We start from the raw sequence: 24,301 nt of genomic DNA, 5'->3' as shown, positions 1-24,301 counted from the left end.
TCATGTTCTCGTACCGCCGCACGCCCGAGCTCCCCACCCGCGAGGAGGCCCTGCCGGGCCGCACGACCCCCCTGTTCAGCCTCCCGCCCGCGCACACCGTCCTGGGGAACCCCCTGGCGGGCCCGTACCCCGCGCACCTGGAGGTCGCGGACTTCGGGCTGGGCTGTTTCTGGGGCGCGGAGCGCAAGTTCTGGCAGACCCCGGGGGTGTGGACGACGCTGGCCGGCTACCAGGGCGGCCACACCGAGAACCCGACGTACGAGGAGGTCTGCTCGGGGCTGACCGGCCACACCGAGGTCGTCCGCGTGGTCTTCGACCCGTCCCTCGTCTCCTACGCGGCGCTCCTCAAGCTCTTCTGGGAGTCGCACGACCCCACCCAGGGCTTCCGCCAGGGCAACGACGTCGGCACCCAGTACCGCTCGGCGGTCTACACCCACTCCCCCGCCCAGCAGACGGAAGCCGAATCCTCCCGCACGGCCTACCAGCGCGTCCTCACGGCCTCGGGCTACGGCGACATCACCACGGCCGTCCTCCCGGCCGCAGACCGCCCCTTCTGGCCGGCGGAACCCCACCACCAGCAGTACCTCGACAAAAACCCCGCAGGCTACTGCGGCATCGGCGGCACGGGCGTCTCCTGCCCCATCGGCGTCGCCCAGGCGCCCGGAGAGTGACCGCCCCGCTCGCCGACCCCGCGCACCAGCACCTGACCCGGCTCTGGCAAGCCCACAGGCCTGCCGGGCCGATGCTGCCGTGGGAGCTGAAGACGGTGTACGGGGGCCGCTGGGTGCGCTTCCACAGCCTGCCGGAGTCGAAACGCTACCCGGAGGACGAGGCCGAGTACGCGGTTCTTCTCGACCGGTACAACACGGTCCTCGACGAACTCTTCGCGGGCGGCGAGGTGTACGTGGTGACCATCGACTGGAGCAACCCGGCCGACTCGGCTGCCGAGCCTCCGGAGTGGACTGTGCTCCGCAACGCCCTCCACCCGGCGGGCACCCTCTGGACCACCCTGGACGACGCGTCCGATCCGGATCCGGACAACCCCTGGTACTTCTACGCCGACCGGCGTCCCTGGGTACGCGGCTGCCTCGACCCCCTGCTCCGCGCGGTCGCGGACGACGCCGTGTCCGGGGTGTTCGTGACGAACCCGGACCTCACCCGGATCCACCACCCGTACGACGGCGGCGCCGACGTCATCCTCCCCACCCCCGAGGAACGCGACCGCCTGCGCGCCCGGCACACCGCCTGGCTGTCCGCACACCCCTCGGGGTACTGATGCAGGACGGGTCGTAGCCGCAGACCCGCTTCGCGTCCAGGTGGAGCTCGTACGGGCCGAAGCAGTCTGCGGCAAGCGTGGCAACCCGGGCGCCACAGGGGCAGGCCCGGTTGAGTCCGCCGTCGCCGGACGGACCGCAGCATCCGCCGCTGTTCTCCCAGTCTGGCAACGGCTGGAGGTCAGGCGCGTCCTCGGGGTGGATCACGATATTGCTGCGCGGCCCGGCCGAGACCATTACCACCCCTTCATGACACCGCCAAGGCCCACGCGGCTGCGCAGGCCCGCCGGCTTCCTGGTCCGGATGCGGCACGTACGGAGCACCCCATGGTTCGGTCTCGATCGCGTAGTGCCCCTGCGGCAGTGTGGCCGGCACCAGCCGACTCTCCTTGTCCCGTTCTTCGTCGTCGGGCACTGAGGGAACGACACCCAGCAGCGTCAGGTCTGGCGTAAGACTGCCGCCGCATTTGGCACACAGGAAGACGGTCATGCTGCCGTTGTAGCCGCCGCGTACGTCCCAACGCATCCCGATTCCAGCTGAGAAGGCTGCTTTCCTGTTCTGGAAAGGATCAGCGCTTGACCTCGGCGCGACCGGCTCGGGAGCATCGAACGCGACAGGCGTACACCGACATGTGGGGGCAAGGATGCTGCGGAAGCTGTCCGGTGACCCGGAGTGCAGGAACGGAACGTGCCCCACGCTGTGGGCCACGGGAGTACTTCCGTGCTCAGCGGTGAGGAGTTCGGCCAACTCTTCGAAACCTTCGAGCGGACCGCCTTCCGGCTGGAGACGCTCGCCATCTACGACATCGAGGACGAGCGTGAGGAGTTCGAGCGCTTCGTGGCTGGCGGGGACATGGGCCCTGACTGGGACGACAACCCGTGGGTGCGGTCGATGACCGACCAGGGAAAGCAGGTCTCGCGCGTCCATGTGCTGAGGTCTCCGCTGACCGACTACCTGCGGTACGAACTGGCCGCCTATCCGGGCAACATCACGGCCGGCGAGACCATCGGCATCGTCGACCAGGCTGAGCGGGACGTGACCAACCTGCCTGATCACGACTTCTGGTTGTTCGACGACCATGACGTGTACCGGATGCACTACACACCCGAAGGTGCGTTCATCGGCGCCGAACTGCTCCCTGACCACAAGCTTGCTGAGTATCAGAACTACCGGGACAGGGCCCTGACCGAAGCCGTGCCGTTCGCGGAGTACTGGGAGCGGCACCACTGACCGCCGACTCGATCGGGAATGCCCTGCGGGCGCTGCGCGACGCATCCGGACTCACGGGTGACTCGGTGGCCCGCAGGGCTTCCATGTCTGCCGGGAAGCTGTCGAAGATCGAGACCGGCAAGGTGCGGCCGACCGTCCAGGACGTGGACCTGGTCCTCACCGCTATAGGCGTGGGCCAGGAGGTGAAGGAAGAGTTTCTGGCGGCAGCCCGCGCTGAAGCCACCGAGGCCACCGCTTGGCGCCTGCTGCGCCGCATGGGCCCGTGGAAGCACCAGAAGACCATCCGGGCCATCGAGGCCGGCACCACCGTGCTCAGGCTCTTCCAGGGCCAGCTCGTCCCCGGACTCCTCCAGACTCCTGAGTACGCCTCCGCAGTCTTCTCCCTGCCTCCGGCCTTGCCACAGGAGACCAGAGCCAAGACCGTGGCTGCCCGCCTCGAACGGCAATCGGTCCTGTACGAGCCAGGCCGATCGTTCCGGTTCCTGATCTGCGAACACGTACTCCGGTGGCGCGTCAGCGAGCCCGTGATCACGGCGCTTCAGCTGGACCGCCTCGTGTCCGTGTCCCGTCTGCCCAACGTCTCGCTGGGTGTCGTGCCGTCCGACCGCCGGATGCCCGACTTCCCCATGACCTGCTTCAGCCTGCACGACGACCGGCTCGTCATCGTGGAAACGTTCCACTCCGAGGTCACCACCCGCGACCCGAAGGACGTCCAGCTCTACCTCGACACCTTCGAACGGTTCGCCGCGGTGGCTCTCTACGGCGACGCCATGAGAACCCTGGTCGAGGGCATCCGGGACGGATTCTTGCCCCAACAGGAAAGGTCCTAGAACGAGCTGCTCACCGGGTGAAGCATCAACGGTGCCGACACCCGAGGGAGGGAATCCCAGTGAGCAGCCCCACGACCACGATGGACCCGCCGGTTCAGCTGTCCTTTCCTCGTACACCCCCTGCACCTGCGTTACGAGGCACCCGGACACACCGCGAGCGGGACAGCGGTGCCCTTCCCATCTGAATCAAGGAGGACCAGATGACCGACCTGTACAGCCTCGACATCACCGGAACCCACTTCAGCAAGGCGTGTGGAGGCAACACGCACCCGGACGGCGAGGCGTGCGTGATCCTCTCCAAGATCGGCCCGGACTCGTGGGCCCTGGGTGACAGCAAGCGGCCGGCTGCCGAGCCGCTGCGCTTCACCACGGCCGAGCTGGACGCGGCCGGCATCGACCCCGCGCGGTTCGGGCTCTCCGCCTGACGCCCTGATCACCCCTCACTGACGGCCTCGCCCACATGCCAACGGGCGGGGCCGTCGCCTTCCCCAGGAACGGAGCACGTAGTGCACATCCACGGGTATGCCTGGCTGGGCGAGAAGAAGTCGTTCGACAAGGAGAGCGTGCGGCGACCGCCGGGTGCTCCGCCAACGGCAGGCAGCCCACCGGATGTGATCGAGCGGTACCGCTCGGCGGTGGCGGAGTTTCCCACGACGGACGTGCCACCGCTTCAGACAGCACACTGGCTGATGAAACCGGCGTCGATGGTCCGGGGCACGTGGCAGGAACCGAAAGAGGCCGGGGAGTGGCTGGGTCTTGAGCTCGCAGAGGCCGCATCTCGCTTCTCCAGCGAGCAGGAGCGGTACGCAACCCGTCTGATGCTTATGGCGAAGGCCGCCGTGGAGCGGCTGACATGGGGTGGAGACGTGTCCCTCGGCCACTACCTTAAGGGCACGCTCTTCCACTCGATTGCGCTCGTGACGTGCTCCCCCAACCACACCGGAACCGACCTGCCCTGTCCCATTCGATAGGCCGGCACAACGGCCGTGCCGCTCTCTCCCTTGGCGTACCGGGCGCGGGCCGCAGCGAGCTTGTCGTCATCGACTACGGACGGACGCCCACCGACGTTCCCCTTGCGGGCCGCAGCATCCAGCCCTTCCAGCGCACCAGCCCGTTGGGGTCGTAGACGCCCTGGAGGGGTCCGGAGAGGAGTTCGAGTTGGATGCCGTCCGATTGAAGGGCGGACGAGAGGGTCATCAGTTCGGCCGCACTGCGGGCGCGGCGTCCGTGCGCCGTCAGATCGTGGACGCGTCGATGACGAAGCGGTAGCGGACGTCGCTTGCCAGGACGCGCTCGTACGCCTCGTTGATTTCGTCGGCGCGGATCAGTTCGATCTCCGAGCCGAGGCCGTGTTCGGCGCAGAAGTCCAGCATCTCCTGGGTCTCGGCGATCCCGCCGATCATCGAGCCCGCGAGGGTCTTGCGGCCGCCGATGACGGAGAACAGGTTCAGCGCGACCGGCTCCTCCGGGGCGCCGACGTTCACCAGCGCGCCGTCCACCTTCAGCAGGCCGAGGTACGCGTCGAGGCCGAGCGGCGCCGAGACCGTCGACAGGATCAGGTCGAAGCTGCCGGCCAGTTCCTCGAAGGTGGTCTCGTCGCTCGTGGCGTAGTAGTGCGAGGCGCCCAGCTTCAGGCCGTCCTCCTTCTTGCGCAGGGACTGCGACAGTACGGTGACCTCCGCGCCCAGGGCGTGCGCGATCTTGACTCCCATGTGGCCCAGGCCGCCGAGGCCGACGATCGCGACCTTCTTGCCCGGGCCCGCCTGCCAGTGCTTCAGCGGCGAGTAGAGGGTGATGCCCGCGCACAGCAGCGGGGCGGCGACGTCGAGGGCGAGGCCGTCGGGGACGCGCACGGTGTAGTTCTCGTCGACGACGATGTGCGAGGAGTAACCGCCGTACGTGGGCTCGCCGTTCTTGTCGATGGCGTTGTACGTCCCGGTGATTCCCCGGACGCAGTACTGCTCCTGGCCGCGCAGGCAGTACTCGCACGCGCGGCAGGTGTCCACGATGCAGCCGACGCCCACCCGGTCGCCGACCGCGAACTTCGTTACCTCCGCGCCGACTTCGGCGACGACACCGGCGATCTCGTGCCCCGGGACCATGGGGTAGATACCCTCGCCCCAGCCGTCGCGGACCTGGTGGATGTCCGAGTGGCAGATTCCGGCGTACTTGATGTCGATGAGGACGTCGTGCGCGCCGACCGGCCGGCGCGGCACGGTGGTGCGCTCCAGCGGGGCCTTGCGGGCGGGGGCGGCGTAGGCGGGGACCTGGGTGACAACGGACATGGGACTACTCCCTGGAGAGGATGGGGAAGCTGGAGAGGATGGAGGGGATGGCTGAATGACGTTGCTGCGTGGGCCGCGGTGGTGTGCTGCGGCAGAGGGAACGATGCCCGGTCCGGTACGGCCCGCCCAGGCCCCTGTCGTGCCTACGTCTGCCGTGCCTACCACTGACGGGGTCAGGAACAGGCCACCGGCCGCGCCCCCCGACCTGGGATAATCGGGCCATGGACCAGCTTGATCAGCGAGCCGAACTGGGCGAGTTCCTCCGTTCCCGCCGCGCACGGCTGCGCCCCGAGGACGTGGGCCTGCCGGACTACGGGCGGCACCGCCGGGTGCCCGGGCTGCGCCGGGAGGAGCTGGCGCAGCTGGCGGGGGTTTCGGTCGCGTACTACACGCGGCTGGAGCAGGGAAACGCCCAGAACGTGTCGGCGGAGGTCCTGGACTCGATCGCGCGGGCGCTGCGGCTGGACGACACGGAGTCGGCGCACCTGACTCATCTGGCGAGGCCGAGGACCCGCGGGCGCCGCCAGGGCGCCGCCCGGGCGGAGCAGGTCCGGCCGGAGTTGCGGACGCTGCTGGACGCGATGGACGGCGTACCGGCGTACCTGGTGGGGCGGCGTCAGGACGTCATCGCCTGGAACCCGCTGGCGGCGGCGGTGTTCGGCGACTTCGGCGCGCTGCCCCCGCAGGAGCGCAACGTCGTACGGCAGGTGTTCCTGGACCCGGCGACGGCCGAGCTCTACCGGGACTGGGAGTGCCGGGCCTGCCAGGTGGTGAGCGATCTGCGGATCTACGCGGGCCGGCACCCGGAGGACGAGCAGTTGTCGGCGCTGGTCGGGGAACTGTCCGTGAAGAGCGAGGAGTTCCGGCGGCTGTGGGCGGCGCACACGCTGGCGGACAACAAGACGCGGGGCGTGATGCGGCTGCGGCACCCGCTGGTGGGTGAGCTGAGCCTGGCCTTCGAGACGCTGGCCCTGCCCGACAGCTCGGCGCAGTCCCTGGTCGCCTTCCACGCACCTCCGGGCTCCCCCTCGGCCGACGCCCTGCGCATGCTGGCCTCCTGGTCGGCCCCCGCGAACTCCCCCGCCAACTCGCCTGCCCAAGACCCCGCGCAGGAGGCGGCGACCGGCTGACCCGGGCGGTCGGTCGTCACAGCTTGAGCTGGAACACCGCCGCGTCGCGTTCGCGCCGGTAGCCCAGAGCCTCGTTCACCGCGCGCATCGGGGCGTTCTCGTCCGCCACCGTCGTGTCGACGTACCGCAGCGCGGGGTGGCGCCGCCGCGCCTCCGCCATCATGCGCAGCTTCACCGCGGGGCCGAGGCCCCGGCGCCGGTGCGCGGGGACGACCACCGTGTCGTACTGGAGGGCCCGCGTCCCGGACGGGTCCGGGAGGACGAGCTCCGTGTACGCCGCGACCTCCCCGGCGGGGGTGACCGCGGCCACCGTCAGGAAGCGGCCGCCCCGGTCGAGGATCAGCTTCTGGGCCGCGTGCAGCCGCTCCGCCGTCCACTCCTGGACCCGTTCGTCCGTGTCCCCGCTCGGCGCGTCCTCCATCGACCCGTGGGCCTCGGCCAGCGCCCCCGCCCACTCGTCCGGCGTCAGGCCGGGCCAGCAGAGGAGTGCGTAGCCCGGGGTGGCGGGCGGCTCGCCGGGCGACTGCGGCAGTTCCTGCGCGTACCAGGCCATGGGCAGTACGTTCTCGAACCCGAGCGACTCGGCGAACGCCTGGCCGGGACCCCCGAGGTCCACGACCGCCGAGACCGAGCTCCGGCCCTGCGCGAGCAGCTCCTCGCGGACCCGCGCCCACAGGGCCTTGCCCACTCCCCTCCGGCGCGCGTCCGGACGTACCGTCAGCACGTCCAGGAACGCGGTGTGGTCATTGGTCCCGTCCGCGTGCAGGAGCAGTCCCGCCACGCCCGCGTCGGCCGCCACGCCCGCGCCCTCCCGCACCGCCCAGAGCGCCGCACGGCCCCGTGCCGGGGCCACCTGGAGCCGTCCGGCCACCTCCACCCGGGAGGGCGCCGGGAGCCCCGGCAGGTCTGCGGCGCGGGCGGCGGTCAGGACCGCCAGCCAGGCGTCCACCTCGGTATCGGACGGCGGCACGGGCACGGGCACGGCGAGGGTGTTGATCTTCATCCCCGGACCCTAGCCAAACGACGGACGGCGGGGAACCCTCCGAAGAGGGTTCCCCGCCGTCCGATGTCAGGCGTGTCAGGCGTGTCAGGCGTGTTCAGGTCAGGCGGCCGAGCCGGCCTTCCAGTCCGCCCAGTTCATGTTCCAGCCGTTGAGGCCGTTCTCCGGCTTGATGGTCTTGTCCGGGGAGTTCACCACGGTGACCACATCGCCGATCAGCGAGTTGTCGAAGAACCACGCGGCAGGCTGGTTCGGGTCGTTCGCGCCCTTGACGTCGTTCAGACCGACGCAGCCGTGGCTGGTGTTCGCGCTGCCGAAGATCGAGTCCGATCCCCAGTAGTTGCCGTGGAGGAAGGTGCCGGAGTTGGACAGCCGCATCGCGTGCGGGACGTCCTTGATGTCGTACTCGCCCTTGCCCTCTTCGTTCTTGAAGCCGACGGTGGCGCCGTCCATCCGGGTCTCCTTGAACTTCTCGGAGATCACCATCTGGCCGTTGTACGTCGGGTTCGCCGGGGCGCCCGCGGAGATCGGGATGGTCTTGAGGACCGCCCCGTCCCGGGTGACCGTCATCTTCTTCGTCTTCACGTCGACCGTGGAGACCTGGCTCCGGCCGATCTTGAAGGTGACCGTCTTGTTCTGGACGCCCGCGATGCCGGGAGCACCCTGCACGCCCTGGAGCGCCAGCTTCATCGTGACGGTGGACTCCGCCTTCCAGTACTCCTCCGGGCGGAAGTCCAGCCGCTGCTCGCCGAACCAGTGGCCCACGACTTCCTGGCCGCTGCTGGAGCTGACGTTGATGGCCGCCTGGACGGCCTTCTTGTCCTTGATCGGCTTGTTGAACGTGATCGAGACCGGCATGCCCACGCCGACGGTCTGGCCGTCCTCCGGCACGAACGAGCCGATGAAGCTGTTCTCCGGGGAGAGCGTCGTGAAGGAGGCGTTCTCGTGCGCCTCCTTGCCGTCGGCGTCCTTCGCGGTCGCCGCGAGGGCGTACTTCGTGGAGCGCTTGAGCGCGGCGTTCGGCTTCCAGCTCTTGCCGTCGGCGGCGATCTTGCCGGCCACGGCCGCGCCCTCGGAGGTCTTCAGCTCGACCTGGGTGAGCGTGCCGTCGCTGACGGCGACGGTGGCACCGTCGTTCAGGGCGACGTTGGTGGAGCCGTCCTTGGGCGTGATGGTTATCTTCGCCTTGGAGGCGTCCTTGGCCGCGGCCGCGTCCACCTCCGCCTGGGACTTGGCGGTCGATTCGCCCTTGCCCTCCGGCTTTTCGTCGCCCCCGCCGTTGCACGCCGAGAGCACCAGTACGCCGCCGAGCACGGCGGATATGGCCACGAGGGACCTTCTCCGCCGCTTGCTGTCCGTCCTCACACGTCACTCCATCGTTGCCGGAACCCCGTGACCCCCCGGGCTTCCGCCGGGAGCATCCCCACCGGGCAGGGGGGAGCACCCCCCTGCCTCGTACGACAACGCGTGATCGGCCCGGGCCGGTTCCACATCCTGTTCGAATGTGGGCCACCCCACGGTCAGGCGCTGTCGGTTTTCTCTTCGAGGTCCCCATCTTCCTCGTCCATGTCCCACTCCATGGACTCGGGGTCGTATTCGACGGGCTCGCTGCTCCAGGAGGCCTGTACGAGCTCCACTCCGGGGATCTCCGCGACCAGGTCGGTGGGATCGATGAGGTAGGCGAGGGCCTCCGACTCGTCCTGGCGCACGGCCGACTCGGCGTGCCCGCGCTCCTCTTCCGGCATGTACTCGTCGGCCTGGATGTGGTCGAGCGCTGCTCCGGTGAGTGCCTCGGGTTCCGGGACCTCCAGCACCAAATCAACCTGTAGGCGTACAAATCGTGATGTCTCAGAAGGGTTCATACGACGGAGCGTAAGCCCGCGAGACCCCCGGCTTTCCCGCGACCCGCCCCTTTGCTTAGCATCACCGCACACGGCCAATTCGCTTCCGCACCAAGGGGGATCGCACCGTGTCCGCACGTCGACCGCTGCTCACCGCTCTCGGAGCGACCACCCTCCTCGCCGCCCTCTGGTTCGTCCCCTCGGCGAACGCCACCGCCCCCGCCCCCGAGGCCGCCGCGGTCACCACTACGACGCACCTCACGAACACCGGGACCGCCGGGACCGCCCGGACCACCGGGACCTCCGCCGCCGAGGCGGAGCCGCGCCCCGCGCTCGCGCTCGCCGACACCGGCGGCATCGACACCGCCCCCTACGTCCTGGGCGGCACGCTCTGCCTGGGCCTCGGGGCCGGGTTCGTGACCTTCTCGGTACGCCGCTCCCAGGCCGGCTGACGGAGGCCCGCGCGAGATCCCGTAGAGAACGCGAGATCCCGTAGAGCACGCAGAGAACACAGGGCCGCCCCCGGGAGTGATCCCGGGGGCGGCCCTGTGCGTCCCTTCGCGCGGGGGACGACGGGGTCAGGCGAGCGGGCCCGTCACCGTCTCCACCGCGTCCACGAGGCCGCCCGTACGGACGAACGCCTCGGCGGCAGCCAGGTCGGGGGCGAGGAAACGATCCGGCCCGGGACCCTCGACACCGGCCTCGCGGGCCGCCGCGATGGCGGCCCGGCTGGCCGGGGCCGCGGTGAGCCCGTGGCGCAGCTCGATGGCCCGGGTGGCGGCGTACAGCTCGATGGCGATGATCCGCGTCAGGTTGTCGACGGCGGTACGGAGCTTGCGCGCCGCCGACCAGCCCATGGAGACGTGGTCCTCCTGCATGGCGGAGGAGGGGATCGAGTCGGCGGAGGCCGGCACCGCGAGCCGCTTCATCTCGCTGACCAGGGCGGCCTGCGTGTACTGGGCGATCATCAGACCGGAGTCCACGCCTGCGTCGTCCGCGAGGAACGGCGGCAGGCCGTGCGAGCGGTTCTTGTCGAGCAGGCGGTCGGTGCGCCGCTCGGCGATCGAGCCGAGGTCGGCGGCCGCGATGGCCAGGAAGTCCAGTACGTACGCGACCGGCGCCCCGTGGAAGTTGCCGTTGGACTCCACGCGTCCGTCGGGCAGGACCACCGGGTTGTCGACCGAGGAGGCCAGCTCGCGCGAGGCGACCAGGGCGGCGTGCGTCATGGTGTCGCGGCCGGCGCCGGCGACCTGCGGGGCGCAGCGCACCGAGTAGGCGTCCTGCACGCGCGGCGCGGACTCCTCCTGGAAGTGGCCGGTGAGCCCCGACCCCTTGAGCACGGCGGCCATGTTGGCGGCGGCGGCCCCCTGGCCCGGGTGCGGCCGGATGGCGTGCAGTTCGGGGGCGAGGACCTTCTCGGTGCCGAGCAGCGCCTCCAGGGTCAGCGCCGCGGTGATGTCGGCGGCCTTGTAGAGCCGGCCGAGGTCGGCGAGGGCCATGACCAGCATGCCGAGCATGCCGTCGGTGCCGTTGAGGAGGGCGAGGCCCTCCTTCTCGCGCAGCTCGACGGGCTCGATGCCGGCTTCGGCGAGCAGCTCCCCGGCGGGCCGGACGACCCCGTCCGGTCCCTCGGCGTCGCCCTCGCCCATGAGTGTGAGGGCGCAGTGGGAGAGCGGCGCGAGGTCGCCGGAGCAGCCGAGGGACCCGTACTCGTGCACGACCGGCGTGATGCCGGCGTTGAGTACGTCGGCCATCGTCTGGGCGACGGACGGCCGGACGCCGGTGTGGCCGGAGGCGACGGTCTTCAGGCGCAGGAACATCAGGGCGCGCACGACCTCCCGCTCGACGCGCGGGCCCATGCCGGCGGCGTGCGAGCGGACGATGTTGCGCTGGAGCTGCGCGCGCAGCTCGGGGCTGATGTGCCGGGACGCGAGGGCGCCGAACCCGGTGGACACCCCGTAGACGGGCTCGGGCTTGGCGGCCAGGGCGTCGACGATCTCGCGGGAGCGGGCCAGGGCGTCGAGGGCCTCGGCGGACAGCTCGACGCGCGCGTTGCCGCGGGCGACGGCGATGACATCCTCGGCGGTGGTCCCGGACGTCCCCACCACGACAGTGTGCATATCCATATTCAGCACCCTACGGACTGAATCGCTTCATGTCACCCCTTCACGTCCGCCCCCGGAAACGCCGCCGCTCCCCCGGGGCCTCCTGTGCGGCGGCGTCAGCGAGTCGTACGACGGCCGTGTCCCGGCCCGCCACGACGGGTTGGGACGAGCGGGCGGCCTTGGCCTTGTACTGGGCGGCGTCGGCCAGCCGGAACAGCCGCCGGGAGGACTTCACCAGCCCGATGGGGTCTCCGGTCGAGGCCACCCCGCAGGCCACACCCTCGCCCAGCTCCAGCTCGGCGGCGCGCAGACACACCTCCTCGGTGACGCGCACCACCTCGTCGGCGGGGGGCCCGACGCTCACGAGGCAGAACTCGTCGCCGCCGAGCCGGGCCACGAGCGCGCCGGGCAGCATGGCCCCGCACAGGCTCAGGACGGATCCGAACCGCTCCAGCAGCCGGTCGCCCATGGCGTGTCCCAGGGTGTCGTTGACCTTCTTCAGCCCGTTCAGGTCGCACACCACCAGGCTCACCACGGCCCCGTCGCGCCGGTGCTCCTCCAGGGCCTCGTCGAGCCGCATGTCCACGGCCCGCCGATTGGCCAGCCCGGTCAGCGGATCGGTGAACGCGAGCCGGCGGGCCTCTTCGAGCCGCTCGTTCTGGGCGAGTCCGGCGGCGACGACGGCCGCGAGGACGGTGGCGAACTCGGCGTCGTCCTCGTCGAAGTCGGGCAGCCCGTCGTCCCGGGCTACGTAGAGCTCCCCCCAGGCCCGCCCGCTGAGCACGATCGGCGCGACCACGCAGGTCCCGCGGCCGCGCCGGCGCAGGGCCTCGCCGCGTCTCCCGGGCCGCCCGCCGCCGGCGCTCTCCACCCAGGCGTGCGGCCCTCCGCCGCCGACCCAGCGCTCGTGGAGGAACTCCGTGATCTCCGGGAAATCGTGCACGGGATACGACTCGTCCTCGGGGAACTCCTCTTCCCCGGCCCGGCGCTCGCCCTCGTTGACGAGTACGCGCAGCCGCCCGCGTTCGCGCTCCCAGGCGGAGATCGCCGCGAACGACCCGTCCATGGCCAGCCGGGCCCCGCGCGCGGCCGCGCGCACGCTGTCCCGCGGCGCGCTCGCGGCCGCCATCGCCTGAGCCATGCCCACGACGGCCCGCAGCCGCCCGTCGACTCCCATCACCCCACATTAGGGAGTTTTATCCGATTTAGTGACAACCGCCGCGCCACCCGGCCCCGCCGCCGGGCTCCGGCGTCCGGCCCCGTCACCCGATGCCCGGCACCCGCCCCCGCGGGGACCGGCACCTCACACCGCCCGCCCCGCAAGGACCGGCGGCTACGGCAACACGCCCGGCCACTCCGGGCGGCGCTTCTCGTTGAACGCCGCCACGCCCTCCGCACGGTCCCCGGAGAAGGCGACCGCGCGCCACGCCGCGTCCTCGATCTCCAGGCCCGCCGTCAGGTCCATCCCGTGGCCGAGGCGCAGCGCCCGCTTCGCGGCGCGCAGGCCCACCGGGGAGTTCACCGCCATCCGCCCGGCCAGGGCAAGGGCTTCGGCGCGGTCCGTACCCGCCGCCACCACCGAGTCCACCAGCCCCAGGGACAGCGCCTCCGCCGCCTCCACCCGGCGCGCGGTGAAGATCAGCTCGGCGGCTCGCGCGGCCCCCACCCGGCGCGGCAGCAGCTGCGTACCGCCCCCGCCGGGGATCACCCCGACCGAGACCTCCGGGAGGCCCACGACCGCCGTCTCGTCCGCCACGATCACGTCACACGCCAGCGCCAGCTCGAAGCCGCCGCCCAGCGCGAACCCGTGCACCGCCGCGACCGTCGGCATCGGCAGCTCCAGGACACCCCCGTAAGCGCCCCGCGTGGTCGGCCGCTGCCGCACCAGCTCCGCGTCCGACAGCGAGTTGCGCTCCTTGAGGTCCGCACCCACGCAGAACGCCCGCTCGGCGGTCGAGGAGAGCACGACCACCCGTACGGACGCGTCGGCGGCCAGCGCCGCGCACGCCGAGCCGATGGCCCGCGCCATCTCCGTCGACACCGCGTTCATCGCCTTGGGCCGGTCCAGGACCAGCTCGGCGACCCCGCCCTCATGCCTACGTACCGCTACGAACTCCGACTCCACAGGCACTGGGGACCCTCCCGGTTAACGAACGTTACCCGGGGATCTTAGGCTTCCGGCGCGTCAGCGACCAGGGCTCCACGACGCCCAGCCCGCGCACCGGCCGCTGCCACATCGGCTGGAGCGCGAAGCGGTACGCACCGCCGCCCTCCTCCGACTCGGCCTCCTTCTCCGACAGCGGCGCCGCCCCGGTCCGCCCGAGTTCCTCGGCCATCGCCCCGTCCACCAGCACCGCGTCCTTCGGCGCTATCGACGTCAGCCGGCTCGCCAGGTTCACCGTGGTCCCGAAGACGTCGCCCATCCGGGTCGTCACGGTGCCGAAGGCGATCCCGACCCGCAGCTCCGGCATCTGCGGATCGGCCTCCATGGTCTCGATCAGCCGCAGCGCGATCTCCGCCGCCGTCGCCGCGTCGTCCGCCGCGTACAGGACCTCGTCGCCCAGGGTCTTGATCAGCCGGCCGCCGTGCGCCGCCACCAGGTCCGCCGCCGTCGTCTCGAAGGCCTCGACCAGTTCGCCGAGCTCCTCCTCCTCCAGCCGCCGCGTGAGGCGGGTGAAGCCCACCAGGTCCGCGAACCCCACGGCGAGCCGCCGGTCGACCATCTCCTCGTCGTCCGCGACCTGCACCACCCGCCCGGTGGCGGCCGCCAGCTGCCGCCGCCACACGTAGACCAGGAACTCCTCCAGCTCCGGCAGCAGCAGCTCGACCAGCGGGTACGTGACCTCCGTACGGGTCATCCCCGGCTCCGGCGGCTCCGTCAGGCCCTCCAGGAAGGAGTCGATCTGCCATTCCGCCAGCCGGGCGGTGGTCTGCCCGGTGGACCGCGCCACCTGCACCGCCATCGGCTCGCTCAGCAGCCCCGCCTCGACCAGGCCGGCGAGCCGGCGCAGCGCCAGTACGTCGGCCTCCGTCAGCGCCTTGGCCTGCCCGATGTCCGCGAAGCCCATCGCCCGCCAGAAGCGGGAGGCGAGCTCCATCGAGACCCCGGCGCTACGGGCCGCCTGGAACGGGGTGTACCGGCGCTCGGCGCCCAGGATCAGCTGCTCCAGCCGGATGGCGAGCGGGTCCGCCGTGGGCTGGGCGGTGTGATCGACCTCGTGGTGGGGAGTGTGCTGGTCCCGCCCGATCGGCGTGCCGGCACTCCCCGCCGCCCCGGAGGGCCCGGGGGCGGACGCGCTGGACGTTGAGTCGTCGACGGTCAAGGGCCGCCTCCTGTCCATTCCGTGCGCACTGCCGAACCGGGTGATCACCGCGAGGAGCGGGATCGCCTAAACCATACGGCAGGTGTGCCGTAGCTCACTCCCCAGCCTTCCTCCCGCGCAGCTCCCGCGCCGCCCCTTCGCCGCTCCCTCGTCGGCGTTACCGGACCGACCTCAGGTGGACCACGTCCCCGGCGCCGACCGCCTCGCGCTCGCCCTCCGCCGTCCTGATGACGAGCCGGCCGTCGGTGTCGACGGCCTCGGCCGTTCCGGTGAGCCGGCGCCCGCCGGGCAGGTCCGCCCGTACGTGCTTGCCGAGGGTCGCGCAGCCCGCCGCGTACGTCTCCTGGAGGCCGCTGGCCGCCGGGTCGCCGCCGGCCGCCCTCCAGTCCCCGTACCACTGCTCCAGGGAGCGCAGTACGGCCTTCAGCAGCGGCTCCCGGTCCGTGGCGGCGGCCTTGGCCAGCGCCAGGGACCCGGCTTCCGGCACCGGGAGCTCGTCCTCGGTCAGCGTCACGTTGAGCCCGATCCCGATGACCACGCCGTCCCCGACCCGCTCCGCGAGGATCCCGCCGGTCTTGCGCTCCTCCCCGGCCACGGCGACCAGCAGGTCGTTGGGCCACTTGAGGACCGTGTCCACCCCCGCCGCCCGGGACAGCCCGGTCGCGGTGGCCACCCCGGCCAGCAGGGTCAGCCACCCCCACCGCTCCTGCGGGACGTCCTCGCCCGGCTTGAGCAGGACGGAGAAGAACAGCCCCGACCGGGCCGGCGCGACCCAGCTGCGGTCGAGCCGCCCGCGCCCGGCGGTCTGCTCCTCGGCGACGAGCACCGCCCCCTCGGGCAGCTCCCCGGCCCGGGCGGCGAGATCACTGTTGGTGGACCCGGTGGAGTCCACCACCTCCAGGGAGGTCCACAGCCCCCCGTCGGTCACCAGGGCCCGCCGCAGCGCGGCGGCGTTCAGCGGCGGCCGGTCGAGGCTCGACCAGTGGCCTGCGGAAGCGTCTGACGGCATCAAGTGTTCCCCTTGCCTGGAGCCCGGCCTCGGGCCGGGGCGGAAACGCATTTTCTCCGGCGAAGCGGGCATGGAAGTTCCGCGTCAACCCTACCGATGCGCGGCCGCGGTCCCTAGGGAACGTGGCGGGGCCAAGCAAGGCACTTCGGGTGTGTCAAACGCCGCACTGTCGAGCGACGTGCCCGCCGATACGCTACGCACCAGTAGCCAGCAGTAGTCATTCAATTGACCAGGCAGTTGACGACACCACGCAGGGAGCCGCGACCCCGATGTCACAACCCTCAGAGCCGATCGACATGCATACGACCGCGGGCAAGATCGCGGACCTGCAGCGCCGCATCGACGAAGCCACCCACGCCGGTTCCGCACGGGCTGTGGAGAAGCAGCACGCCAAGGGCAAGCTGACGGCGCGTGAGCGGGTGGCCCTGCTTCTGGACGAGGGATCGTTCGTCGAGCTCGACGAGTTCGCCCGGCACCGCTCGACCAGCTTCGGGCTGGAGAAGACCCGCCCGTACGGCGACGGCGTCGTCACCGGCTACGGCACGGTGGACGGCCGGCCGGTGGCCGTGTTCTCGCAGGACTTCACCGTCTTCGGCGGGGCCCTCGGCGAGGTCTACGGCCAGAAGATCATGAAGGTCATGGACTTCGCGCTGAAGACCGGCTGCCCGCTCGTCGGCATCAACGACTCCGGCGGCGCCCGCATCCAGGAGGGCGTCAGCGCGCTCGGCATGTACGGCGAGATCTTCCGCCGCAACGTCCACGCGTCCGGTGTGATCCCGCAGATCAGCCTGATCGTGGGCCCCTGCGCGGGCGGCGCGGTGTACTCGCCGGCCATCACCGACTTCACCGTGATGGTCGACCAGACCTCGCACATGTTCATCACCGGCCCGGACGTCATCAAGACGGTCACCGGCGAGGACGTGGGCTTCGAGGAGCTGGGCGGCGCCCGCACCCACAACTCCACCTCCGGCGTCGCCCACCACATGGCCGGGGACGAGAAGGACGCCATCGAGTACGTCAAGTCCCTGCTGGCGTACCTGCCGTCGAACAACCTCTCCGAGCCGCCCGCCTTCCCGGAGGAGGCGGATACCGAGGTCTGCGACGCCGACCGCGAGCTCGACGCGCTGATCCCGGACAGCGCGAACCAGCCGTACGACATGCACACCGTGATCGAGCACGTGCTCGACGACGCGGAGTTCCTGGAGACGCAGTCGCTGTTCGCGCCGAACATCCTCACCGGCTTCGGCCGCGTCGAGGGGCACCCGGTGGGCGTCGTCGCCAACCAGCCGATGCAGTTCGCCGGCTGCCTGGACATCAACGCCTCCGAGAAGGCCGCCCGCTTCGTCCGCACCTGCGACGCCTTCAACATCCCGGTGCTGACCTTCGTGGACGTCCCCGGCTTCCTGCCGGGCACGGACCAGGAGTACAACGGAATCATCCGGCGCGGCGCGAAGCTGATCTACGCGTACGCCGAGGCCACCGTGCCCCTGATCACCGTCATCACCCGCAAGGCCTTCGGCGGCGCGTACGACGTCATGGGCTCCAAGCACCTCGGCGCGGACCTGAACCTGGCCTGGCCGACCGCGCAGATCGCCGTCATGGGCGCGCAGGGCGCGGTGAACATCCTGCACCGCCGCGCCATCGCGGAGGCGGAGGAGGCGGGCAACGCCGAGGAGACCCGGGCCCGGCTGATCACCGAGTACGAGGACGCGCTGCTCAACCCGTACACGGCCGCCGAGCGCGGTTACATCGACGCGGTGTCCATGCCGTCCGAGACCCGCGCGCACGTGGTGAAGGGGCTGCGCCAGCTCCGCACCAAGCGGGAGTCGCTGCCCCCGAAGAAGCACGGCAACATCCCCCTCTAGGAGGTCAGTCCTGTGGTGATCAAGGTCGTCAAGGGAAACCCGACCCCGGAGGAGCTGGCCGCCGCACTGGCGGTGGTCCAAGCGCGCGCGGCGGTGCTGGCCTCGGCACCGTCGGGCGCGCCCCGGGTCGCGGACGAGTGGGCGGCGCCGTCCCGGGTGGCACGGCGGCACCTGCCGCGGCCGGGGCCGCGCGCGTGGGGACGTACGTACTGGCCCGCGTAGCGAAGATGGTGTGAACGGACGGTGGCGCCTGAGTACTCGTACTCAGGCGCCACGGCCCGTACCGGGGCCAGGATCGGGGCATGCTCTGGTCAGACCCGAAGGACGAGCCGCCCAAGGACATGCGCGACGCGCAGGCCATGCTGCGGCGGATGATCGTGGTGCTCGCGCTCGCCATGCTCGTGGTGGTGTACGTCCTGGGCGTGGGCCCCTTCTGAGCCCGCCCTACGATGGCTCCCATGACTGCTGCCGAACCGCGACGCGCCCTCGTCCTCGCCTCCGCCTCGCCCGCCCGGCTGAACCTGCTGCGGCAGGCCGGCCTCACCCCGCACGTCATCGTCAGCGACTTCGACGAGGACACGCTCAGCGCGGACAGCCCGGCCGAGCTGGCGCTGGCGCTGGCCGAGGCCAAGGCGGGCGTCGTGGCGGGGCTGGAGGAGGCCGCGGGCGCCCTGGTGATCGGCTGCGACTCGGTGCTGGAGCTGGACGGCGAGGCGCTGGGCAAGCCGGCGGACGCCGAGGAGGCCACGACCCGCTGGAAGTCGATGCGCGGGCGGTCCGGCGTACTGCGCACCGGGCACTGCGTCATCGACACGGCGAGCGGGCGCCAGGTCTCGGCCACCGCGTCCACGACGGTCCACTTCGGCGAGCCGACGGACGAGGAGGTGGCCGCCTACGTGGCGAGCGGCGAGCCGCTGCACGTGGCGGGGGCGTTCACCCTGGACGGGCTGTCGGCGCCGTTCATCGAGGGCATCATCGGCGACCACGGCAACGTGATCGGCCTTTCCATGCCGCTGCTGCGCTCCCTGCTGGGCGAACTGGACGTGTCGATCACGGACCTGTGGGTTTGATCTCCCCGAGCACCGGCTGCACCGGTCGCGCCACGTAGAGCGTCAGGGACAGGGCGAGCAGGCAGAAGATCAGCATCAGCACGGCGAAGGCGCCCCAGCCGACGAGTCCGACGGCGAGGGCGCCGAGCAGGCCGTGGGTGACGGCGGCGCTGATGAGCGCGGTGCGGGCGAGCCGCCCGGGCGCGAGGTCCCGTATCGCGGCGACGGCGAGCAGTACGGCGCACAGCAGGAGGAAGGCCCCGATGCCGACCCCCAGGGCATACGTCACCTTGGACATGACATCCGGATCGCTGCCCGCGATGGACATCGACTGATTCGCGGTCGTCCTGCCCAGGACGACGTGCACGAAGACGAGCACCGCCGCTTCCCCGACGAGCACGATCGCGGCCAGCCCGGCCACGAGTCTGCGCAGCAGCACGACGCCCCCACCCCCACACGCATTGGCACGGCACAGGCACGGCACAAGCCTGTTCGACGCCTGGAGGCTACTAACGGGTAAACCAGCGGACAAGGGTCCGGGGGCTCTTCGTTACCTGAGCGGCCGCGCGGGAGCGCCCCGCGGGGGTCCGGTGGCAAAGATTGCCTAGGCCGTTCGTAGGGACTCCACAAAGAATCGGCGCGGGCCGCTGGCCCGGTGGACAGAGACCTTGTATGGGCGACGGGGTTACTGTGCAGTCGGGGATCCCCCTGACCTGGGGCGCCACAAGGGCTTTCCGGACTCAAGGTGCACTCGAATCACACTCCGTGTGGGCAAGCTCACCTATGGGGAAGGGTCGAAAGGCCGTGTGGGCTGTCCCTAAACTCAGCTTGTTCCAAGGAGGGAGCCATCGTGCGCAAGGTGCTCATCGCCAACCGTGGCGAAATCGCTGTCCGCGTTGCCCGGGCCTGCCGGGACGCCGGGATCGCCAGCGTAGCCGTCTACGCCGATCCGGACCGGGACGCTCTGCACGTCCGCGCGGCCGACGAAGCTTTCGCGTTGGGCGGTGACACCCCGGCCGCGAGTTACTTGGACATCGCGAAGGTCCTGCAGGCCGCGGCTGATTCGGGTGCCGACGCCATTCACCCCGGTTACGGATTCCTGTCGGAGAACGCCGAGTTCGCCCAGGCCGTCCTCGACGCGGGCCTGACGTGGATCGGCCCGCCGCCGCAGGCCATCCGCGACCTGGGTGACAAGGTCGCCGCCCGGCACATCGCGCAGCGCGCCGGCGCGCCGCTGGTGGCCGGTACCCCGGACCCGGTCTCGGGTGCGGAGGAGGTCGTGACCTTCGCGAAGGAGCACGGCCTGCCCATCGCGATCAAGGCCGCCTTCGGCGGCGGCGGGCGCGGCCTGAAGGTCGCCCGCACCCTCGAAGAGGTCCCCGAGCTGTACGACTCGGCGGTCCGCGAGGCCGTCGCGGCGTTCGGGCGCGGCGAGTGCTTCGTCGAGCGCTACCTCGACAAGCCCCGGCACGTGGAAACCCAGTGCCTGGCCGACTCCCACGGCAACGTCGTGGTGGTCTCCACCCGTGACTGCTCGCTGCAGCGCCGCCACCAGAAGCTGGTGGAGGAGGCCCCCGCCCCGTTCCTGACCGCGGAGCAGAACGCGGAGCTGTACGCCGCGTCCAAGGCCATCCTGAAGGAGGCCGGGTACGTCGGCGCCGGTACCGTCGAGTTCCTCGTCGGCACCGACGGCACGATCTCCTTCCTGGAGGTCAACACCCGCCTCCAGGTCGAGCACCCGGTCACCGAGGAGGTCACCGGCATCGACCTGGTCCGCGAGATGTTCCGCATCGCCGACGGCGAGGCACTCGGCTACGGCGACCCCGTCCTGCGCGGTCACTCCTTCGAGTTCCGCATCAACGGCGAGGACCCCGGCCGCGGCTTCCTGCCCGCCCCGGGCACCGTCACCCGCTTCGCCCCGCCCTCGGGCCCGGGCGTGCGCCTGGACGCGGGCGTCGAGTCCGGCTCGGTCATCGGCCCCGCCTGGGACTCCCTGCTGGCCAAGCTCATCGTCACCGGCGCCACCCGCGAGCAGGCCCTGCAGCGCGCGGCCCGCGCGCTGGCGGAGTTCGAGATCGAGGGCATGGCCACCGCCATCCCCTTCCACCGCGCGGTCGTCACCGACCCCGCCTTCGCACCCGTCGACGGGAACCCGTTCACGGTCCACACCCGCTGGATCGAGACCGAGTTCGTCAACGACATCCCCGTCTTCGCCGCGCCCGCCGCGGAGGAGGCCGAGGAGGAGCCCGGCCGCGAGACCGTGGTCGTCGAGGTCGGCGGCAAGCGCCTGGAAGTCTCCCTGCCGTCCTCCCTGGGCATGACGCTGGCCCGTACCGCCGCCGCGGGCGGTGCCAAGCCCAAGCGACGCGCCGCGAAGAAGTCCGGACCGGCCGCTTCCGGCGACACCCTCGCCTCCCCGATGCAGGGCACCATCGTCAAGGTCGCCGTCGAGGAAGGCCAGCAGGTCACCGAGGGCGAGCTGATCGTCGTCCTGGAGGCCATGAAGATGGAGCAGCCGCTGAACGCGCACCGCTCCGGCACCATCGTCGGCCTCACCGCCGAGGTCGGCGCCTCCCTCACCTCGGGCGCGACCATCTGCGAGATCAAGGACTGACGTCCTTACCGGGGCTCCGCCCCGGACCCCGCGCCTCAAACGCCGGCGGGGCTGGTTTTCACCAGCCCCGCCGGCGTTTGCAATTCAGCCCCGCCGGCGTTTGAGGCGCGGGGTCTGGGGCGGAGCCCCAGCAGCGGACCCGCACGGGCTAACGGCGCCGCATGTCCGCGACCCGCACCCGCTCCGCCACCTGCTGCTGCTCCAGCATCGAGGCCGGGGCGCTGCGCAGCTGGGCGGTGGGCCCCCCACGGCGCTGTACGGGCAACGGCGACTCCCGGCGCGGGCGCCGGCCCACCATGCCGCCGTCGCCGCCGGAGGCGACCGACCCACCCGCCACAGTGATCTGCACGCCCTGGTCCGCCAGCGCCTGCAGCTCCGTCGCGGCCCGTTCGTCGTGCGGCGGCGGCTCGTCCGTCACCAGCCGCGTCATCACGTCCGTCGGCACGGTCTGGAACATGGTGTCCGTCCCGAGCTTCGTGTGGTCGGCGAGCACCACCACCTCCGCCGCCGCCTGCACCAGCGCCCGGTCCACACTCGCGGAGAGCATGTTCGAGGTGGACAGCCCGCGCTCGGCGGTCAGACCGCTCCCCGACAGGAACGCCCGCGACACCCGCAGCCCCTGGAGGGACTGCTCGGCCCCGCTGCCGACGAGGGCGTAGTTGGACCCGCGCAGGGTTCCGCCGGTCATCACCACCTCCACCCGGTTCGCGTGGGCCAGGGCCTGCGCGACCAGCAGGGAGTTGGTGACGACGGTCAGGCCGGGCACCCGCGCGAGCCGGCGGGCCAGCTCCTGGGTCGTGGTACCCGCGCCGACGACGACGGCCTCGCCTTCTTCGACAAGGCCGGCCGCGACATCGGCGATGGCGGTCTTCTCCGCCGTCGCGAGATGGGACTTTTGCGGAAAGCCGGACTCCCGCGTGAAACCGCCCGGCAAGACCGCACCGCCGTGCCGGCGGTCGAGGAGTCCTTCTGCCTCCAGTGCCCGCACGTCCCGCCGTACGGTCACTTCGGAGGTCTGGACGACGCGGGCGAGCTCCCGGAGCGATACCGCTCCGTTGGCCCGCACCATTTCGAGAATCAATTGGCGACGTTCTGCAGCGAACACGAAACTGACAGTAATGCCAACGACCGTCTGGTTTCAGCTCTTTACGCCGGAATACCGAAGTTGTTCATAGCGCGGGGGGACAAGTGGTATACGCGGTCCGACGACCGCGTGAACCCCTCACCACCACCCGCGCGCCCCACCCCAAACCCCTTGCCCCACAAGGGGTTTGCCGGGGGATCAGGCCTCCCCGGCGGCCTTCCGCGTGTGCAACTGGCGTGCCACCTCGGCGATCGAGCCCGACAGAGAGGGGTACACGGTGAACGCTTTTGCGATCTGCTCGACCGTCAGGTTGTTGTCGACCGCGATCGAGATCGGGTGGATCAGCTCGCTCGCGCGCGGCGAGACCACGACGCCGCCCACCACGATCCCGGTACCCGGACGGCAGAACAGCTTCACGAACCCGTCCCGGATGCCCTGCATCTTGGCGCGCGGGTTGCGCAGCAGCGGAAGCTTCACGACACGGGCCTCGATCTTGCCGGCGTCCACGTCGGCCTGGGTGTAACCGACCGTAGCGATCTCCGGGTCGGTGAAGACGTTCGACGACACCGTTTTCAGGTTCAGCGGGGCCACCGCGTCGCCCAGGAAGTGGTACATCGCGATGCGCCCCTGCATGGCGGCGACGGAGGCCAGCGCGAAGATCCCGGTCACGTCTCCCGCCGCGTACACGCCGGGGGAGGAGGTACGGGAGACCTTGTCGGTCCAGATGTGGCCGGACTCCTTGAGCCGGACCCCGGACTCCTCCAGGTTCATGTTCCCGGTGTTCGGGATCGCGCCGACCGCCATCAGGCAGTGGCTGCCGGTGATGACCCGGCCGTCGGAGAGGGTGACCTCGACCCGGTCGCCCACCCGCTTGGCGGATTCGGCGCGGGAGCGTCCGATGACGTTCATGCCGCGGCGGCGGAAGACGTCCTCCAGGACGGCGGCCGCGTCCGGGTCCTCACCGGGCAGCACGCGGTCGCGGGAGGAGACGAGCGTGACCCGGGAGCCGAGGGCCTGGTAGGCGCCGGCGAACTCGGCACCCGTCACACCCGAGCCGACGACGATGAGCTCTTCGGGGAGCTCCTCAAGGTCGTAGACCTGGGTCCAGTTCAGGATCCGCTCGCCGTCGGGCATCGCGTCCGGGATCTCGCGGGGGTGTCCGCCGGTCGCGATCAGCACGGCGTCGGCGGTCAGGATCGTCTCGGTGCCGTCGGCGGCGGTGACGATGACGTCCCGGGTCCCGTCGATGCCCTGCGGGCCGCCCAGCTTGCCGCGGCCGCGCAGCACGCGGGCGCCGGCCCGGGTGACGGACGCGGTGATGTCGTGCGACTGGGCGAGCGCGAGGCGCTTGACGCGCCGGTTCACCTTGCCGAGGTCCACGCCGACGACGCGCGCGGCCTGCTCGATGTGCGGGGTGTCGTCGGCGACGACGATGCCGAGCTCCTCGTACGACGAGTCGAAGGTCGTCATCACCTCGGCGGTCGCGATGAGGGTCTTGGAGGGCACGCAGTCGGTGAGCACCGACGCCCCGCCCAGACCGTCGCAGTCGACGACGGTCACCTCCGCGCCGAGCTGGGCCCCCACCAGGGCCGCCTCATACCCGCCGGGTCCGCCGCCGATGATCACGATCCGGGTCACGAAAACTCCGCCTCACGTCTACCC

General features: G+C 71.1%; 26 protein-coding genes. 13 read left to right on the top strand and 13 right to left on the bottom strand.

Annotated features, from left to right (window positions below; genetic code table 11):
• The first annotated feature begins 2 nt into the window (after nucleotides 1-2).
• The 6 genes from msrA (at nucleotide 3) to MTF65_RS10625 (ending at nucleotide 4,305) form a co-directional block, all read left to right on the top strand.
• The gene (gene msrA, locus MTF65_RS10650) at nucleotides 3-671 is read left to right on the top strand and encodes a peptide-methionine (S)-S-oxide reductase MsrA (RefSeq protein ID WP_243628303.1); all 669 of its coding nucleotides are present in this window, start codon (nucleotides 3-5) and stop codon (nucleotides 669-671) included.
• The gene (locus MTF65_RS10645; RefSeq protein ID WP_243628302.1) at nucleotides 668-1,276 is read left to right on the top strand and encodes a hypothetical protein; all 609 of its coding nucleotides are present in this window, start codon (nucleotides 668-670) and stop codon (nucleotides 1,274-1,276) included. The genes msrA and MTF65_RS10645 overlap by 4 nt, the downstream gene beginning before the upstream one ends.
• Nucleotides 1,277-1,994: 718 nt before the next feature.
• Nucleotides 1,995-2,504, top strand: a complete 510-nt coding sequence (locus MTF65_RS10640) for a DUF6879 family protein (protein WP_243628301.1) — start codon at nucleotides 1,995-1,997, stop codon at nucleotides 2,502-2,504.
• A complete protein-coding gene (locus MTF65_RS10635) occupies nucleotides 2,486-3,334 on the top strand; it encodes a helix-turn-helix transcriptional regulator (RefSeq protein ID WP_308407156.1) in 849 nt (282 codons plus the stop codon). Before MTF65_RS10640 ends, MTF65_RS10635 begins: the two co-directional genes overlap by 19 nt.
• Nucleotides 3,335-3,534: 200 nt before the next feature.
• Complete coding sequence (locus tag MTF65_RS10630; RefSeq protein ID WP_243628300.1) at nucleotides 3,535-3,759, top strand: DUF397 domain-containing protein; 225 nt, start codon at nucleotides 3,535-3,537, stop codon at nucleotides 3,757-3,759.
• Nucleotides 3,760-3,840: 81 nt separating this feature from the next.
• Nucleotides 3,841-4,305 carry a hypothetical protein gene (locus tag MTF65_RS10625; RefSeq protein ID WP_243628299.1) on the top strand — a complete coding sequence of 155 codons (465 nt, stop codon included), beginning with the start codon at nucleotides 3,841-3,843 and terminating at the stop codon, nucleotides 4,303-4,305.
• Nucleotides 4,306-4,378: 73 nt separating this feature from the next.
• Here the strand turns inward: MTF65_RS10625 and MTF65_RS10620 are convergent, their stop codons facing one another.
• Together MTF65_RS10620 and MTF65_RS10615 are read right to left on the bottom strand one after the other, a co-directional pair.
• Entirely contained in the window at nucleotides 4,379-4,531 is a 153-nt protein-coding gene (locus MTF65_RS10620) for a hypothetical protein (protein WP_243628298.1), read from the bottom strand.
• 38 nt (nucleotides 4,532-4,569) lie between these two features.
• Nucleotides 4,570-5,619 (bottom strand): NAD(P)-dependent alcohol dehydrogenase, encoded by a 1,050-nt coding sequence (locus tag MTF65_RS10615; protein ID WP_243628297.1) that lies wholly within the window; start codon nucleotides 5,617-5,619, stop codon nucleotides 4,570-4,572.
• 221 nt (nucleotides 5,620-5,840) lie between these two features.
• On the opposite strand from MTF65_RS10615, the gene MTF65_RS10610 reads away from it, so the two are divergent.
• Nucleotides 5,841-6,749, top strand: a complete 909-nt coding sequence (locus MTF65_RS10610; protein WP_243628296.1) for a helix-turn-helix transcriptional regulator — start codon at nucleotides 5,841-5,843, stop codon at nucleotides 6,747-6,749.
• Nucleotides 6,750-6,765: 16 nt separating this feature from the next.
• Here MTF65_RS10610 and MTF65_RS10605 read toward each other — a convergent pair whose 3' ends face one another.
• The 3 genes from MTF65_RS10605 to MTF65_RS10595 all read right to left on the bottom strand — a co-directional run bounded on the left by MTF65_RS10605 (nucleotide 6,766) and on the right by MTF65_RS10595 (nucleotide 9,611).
• Nucleotides 6,766-7,752 (bottom strand): GNAT family N-acetyltransferase, encoded by a 987-nt coding sequence (locus tag MTF65_RS10605; RefSeq protein WP_243628295.1) that lies wholly within the window; start codon nucleotides 7,750-7,752, stop codon nucleotides 6,766-6,768.
• Between the two features lie 99 nt (nucleotides 7,753-7,851).
• Complete coding sequence (locus MTF65_RS10600; RefSeq protein ID WP_243628294.1) at nucleotides 7,852-9,114, bottom strand: Ig-like domain-containing protein; 1,263 nt, start codon at nucleotides 9,112-9,114, stop codon at nucleotides 7,852-7,854.
• 155 nt (nucleotides 9,115-9,269) lie between these two features.
• Complete coding sequence (locus MTF65_RS10595) at nucleotides 9,270-9,611, bottom strand: hypothetical protein (RefSeq protein ID WP_243628293.1); 342 nt, start codon at nucleotides 9,609-9,611, stop codon at nucleotides 9,270-9,272.
• Between the two features lie 107 nt (nucleotides 9,612-9,718).
• Between MTF65_RS10595 and MTF65_RS10590 the strand changes: the two genes are divergently transcribed.
• Complete coding sequence (locus MTF65_RS10590) at nucleotides 9,719-10,042, top strand: hypothetical protein (protein WP_243628292.1); 324 nt, start codon at nucleotides 9,719-9,721, stop codon at nucleotides 10,040-10,042.
• Nucleotides 10,043-10,168: 126 nt separating this feature from the next.
• Here the strand turns inward: MTF65_RS10590 and hutH are convergent, their stop codons facing one another.
• The 5 genes from hutH to MTF65_RS10565 form a co-directional block, all read right to left on the bottom strand.
• The gene (gene hutH / locus MTF65_RS10585) at nucleotides 10,169-11,710 is read right to left on the bottom strand and encodes a histidine ammonia-lyase (RefSeq protein WP_243628661.1); all 1,542 of its coding nucleotides are present in this window, start codon (nucleotides 11,708-11,710) and stop codon (nucleotides 10,169-10,171) included.
• Nucleotides 11,711-11,756: 46 nt separating this feature from the next.
• Nucleotides 11,757-12,872 carry a GGDEF domain-containing protein gene (locus MTF65_RS10580; protein ID WP_243628291.1) on the bottom strand — a complete coding sequence of 372 codons (1,116 nt, stop codon included), beginning with the start codon at nucleotides 12,870-12,872 and terminating at the stop codon, nucleotides 11,757-11,759.
• Between the two features lie 156 nt (nucleotides 12,873-13,028).
• The gene (locus tag MTF65_RS10575) at nucleotides 13,029-13,826 is read right to left on the bottom strand and encodes an enoyl-CoA hydratase/isomerase family protein (protein ID WP_243628290.1); all 798 of its coding nucleotides are present in this window, start codon (nucleotides 13,824-13,826) and stop codon (nucleotides 13,029-13,031) included.
• Between the two features lie 25 nt (nucleotides 13,827-13,851).
• Nucleotides 13,852-15,018 (bottom strand): adenylate/guanylate cyclase domain-containing protein, encoded by a 1,167-nt coding sequence (locus MTF65_RS10570; RefSeq protein WP_243628289.1) that lies wholly within the window; start codon nucleotides 15,016-15,018, stop codon nucleotides 13,852-13,854.
• Nucleotides 15,019-15,175: 157 nt separating this feature from the next.
• Nucleotides 15,176-16,027: a biotin--[acetyl-CoA-carboxylase] ligase gene (locus MTF65_RS10565; RefSeq protein ID WP_243628288.1), complete on the bottom strand. Its 852-nt coding sequence runs from the start codon at nucleotides 16,025-16,027 to the stop codon at nucleotides 15,176-15,178.
• Nucleotides 16,028-16,296: 269 nt separating this feature from the next.
• Here MTF65_RS10565 and MTF65_RS10560 point away from each other — a divergent pair, with 269 nt between their 5' ends.
• The 4 genes from MTF65_RS10560 to MTF65_RS10550 all read left to right on the top strand — a co-directional run bounded on the left by MTF65_RS10560 (nucleotide 16,297) and on the right by MTF65_RS10550 (nucleotide 18,962).
• Nucleotides 16,297-17,892 (top strand): acyl-CoA carboxylase subunit beta, encoded by a 1,596-nt coding sequence (locus tag MTF65_RS10560; protein ID WP_243628287.1) that lies wholly within the window; start codon nucleotides 16,297-16,299, stop codon nucleotides 17,890-17,892.
• Between the two features lie 15 nt (nucleotides 17,893-17,907).
• Nucleotides 17,908-18,114 (top strand): acyl-CoA carboxylase epsilon subunit, encoded by a 207-nt coding sequence (locus tag MTF65_RS10555; RefSeq protein ID WP_243628660.1) that lies wholly within the window; start codon nucleotides 17,908-17,910, stop codon nucleotides 18,112-18,114.
• An 80-nt stretch (nucleotides 18,115-18,194) separates the two neighbouring features.
• On the top strand, nucleotides 18,195-18,329 hold the full coding sequence (mmpB, locus tag MTF65_RS30220; RefSeq protein WP_279398805.1) for a morphogenic membrane protein MmpB: 135 nt from the start codon (nucleotides 18,195-18,197) through the stop codon (nucleotides 18,327-18,329).
• A 21-nt stretch (nucleotides 18,330-18,350) separates the two neighbouring features.
• Nucleotides 18,351-18,962, top strand: a complete 612-nt coding sequence (locus tag MTF65_RS10550; protein ID WP_374207197.1) for a nucleoside triphosphate pyrophosphatase — start codon at nucleotides 18,351-18,353, stop codon at nucleotides 18,960-18,962.
• On the opposite strand, the gene MTF65_RS10545 is transcribed toward MTF65_RS10550, so the two are convergent.
• The gene (locus tag MTF65_RS10545; RefSeq protein ID WP_243628285.1) at nucleotides 18,943-19,380 is read right to left on the bottom strand and encodes a hypothetical protein; all 438 of its coding nucleotides are present in this window, start codon (nucleotides 19,378-19,380) and stop codon (nucleotides 18,943-18,945) included. The two genes, MTF65_RS10550 and MTF65_RS10545, sit on opposite strands and share 20 nt — an antisense overlap.
• 411 nt (nucleotides 19,381-19,791) lie before the next feature.
• Here MTF65_RS10545 and MTF65_RS10540 point away from each other — a divergent pair, with 411 nt between their 5' ends.
• Nucleotides 19,792-21,555 carry a biotin carboxylase N-terminal domain-containing protein gene (locus tag MTF65_RS10540; RefSeq protein ID WP_243628284.1) on the top strand — a complete coding sequence of 588 codons (1,764 nt, stop codon included), beginning with the start codon at nucleotides 19,792-19,794 and terminating at the stop codon, nucleotides 21,553-21,555.
• A gap of 148 nt (nucleotides 21,556-21,703) precedes the next feature.
• Here the strand turns inward: MTF65_RS10540 and MTF65_RS10535 are convergent, their stop codons facing one another.
• Nucleotides 21,704-22,624: a DeoR/GlpR family DNA-binding transcription regulator gene (locus MTF65_RS10535; RefSeq protein ID WP_243628659.1), complete on the bottom strand. Its 921-nt coding sequence runs from the start codon at nucleotides 22,622-22,624 to the stop codon at nucleotides 21,704-21,706.
• Nucleotides 22,625-22,837: 213 nt separating this feature from the next.
• Complete coding sequence (locus tag MTF65_RS10530; protein WP_243628283.1) at nucleotides 22,838-24,277, bottom strand: NAD(P)H-quinone dehydrogenase; 1,440 nt, start codon at nucleotides 24,275-24,277, stop codon at nucleotides 22,838-22,840.
• Between the last annotated feature and the right edge of the window lie 24 nt (nucleotides 24,278-24,301).

The sequence above is a fragment of the Streptomyces sp. APSN-46.1 genome, assembly GCF_022815725.1.
Classification (GTDB): domain Bacteria; phylum Actinomycetota; class Actinomycetes; order Streptomycetales; family Streptomycetaceae; genus Streptomyces.
Note: the sequence above shows the minus strand (reverse complement) of the source record. Positions and strands in the feature narration are given on the sequence as shown.

Bases quoted from the DNA above. Each gene is read 5' to 3' on its own strand.
- msrA (WP_243628303.1), top strand. From the start codon at position 3: ATGTTCTCGTACCGCCGCACGCCCGAGCTCCCCACCCGCGAGGAGGCC.
- MTF65_RS10630 (WP_243628300.1), top strand. From the start codon at position 3,535: ATGACCGACCTGTACAGCCTCGACATCACCGGAACCCACTTCAGCAAG.
- MTF65_RS10620 (WP_243628298.1), bottom strand. From the start codon at position 4,531: ATGACCCTCTCGTCCGCCCTTCAATCGGACGGCATCCAACTCGAACTC.
- MTF65_RS10615 (WP_243628297.1), bottom strand. From the start codon at position 5,619: ATGTCCGTTGTCACCCAGGTCCCCGCCTACGCCGCCCCCGCCCGCAAG.
- MTF65_RS10610 (WP_243628296.1), top strand. From the start codon at position 5,841: ATGGACCAGCTTGATCAGCGAGCCGAACTGGGCGAGTTCCTCCGTTCC.
- MTF65_RS10605 (WP_243628295.1), bottom strand. From the start codon at position 7,752: ATGAAGATCAACACCCTCGCCGTGCCCGTGCCCGTGCCGCCGTCCGAT.
- MTF65_RS10595 (WP_243628293.1), bottom strand. From the start codon at position 9,611: ATGAACCCTTCTGAGACATCACGATTTGTACGCCTACAGGTTGATTTG.
- hutH (WP_243628661.1), bottom strand. From the start codon at position 11,710: ATGCACACTGTCGTGGTGGGGACGTCCGGGACCACCGCCGAGGATGTC.
- MTF65_RS10580 (WP_243628291.1), bottom strand. From the start codon at position 12,872: ATGGGAGTCGACGGGCGGCTGCGGGCCGTCGTGGGCATGGCTCAGGCG.
- MTF65_RS10565 (WP_243628288.1), bottom strand. From the start codon at position 16,027: ATGCCGTCAGACGCTTCCGCAGGCCACTGGTCGAGCCTCGACCGGCCG.
- MTF65_RS10560 (WP_243628287.1), top strand. From the start codon at position 16,297: ATGTCACAACCCTCAGAGCCGATCGACATGCATACGACCGCGGGCAAG.
- mmpB (WP_279398805.1), top strand. From the start codon at position 18,195: ATGCTCTGGTCAGACCCGAAGGACGAGCCGCCCAAGGACATGCGCGAC.
- MTF65_RS10550 (WP_374207197.1), top strand. From the start codon at position 18,351: ATGACTGCTGCCGAACCGCGACGCGCCCTCGTCCTCGCCTCCGCCTCG.
- MTF65_RS10535 (WP_243628659.1), bottom strand. From the start codon at position 22,624: ATGGTGCGGGCCAACGGAGCGGTATCGCTCCGGGAGCTCGCCCGCGTC.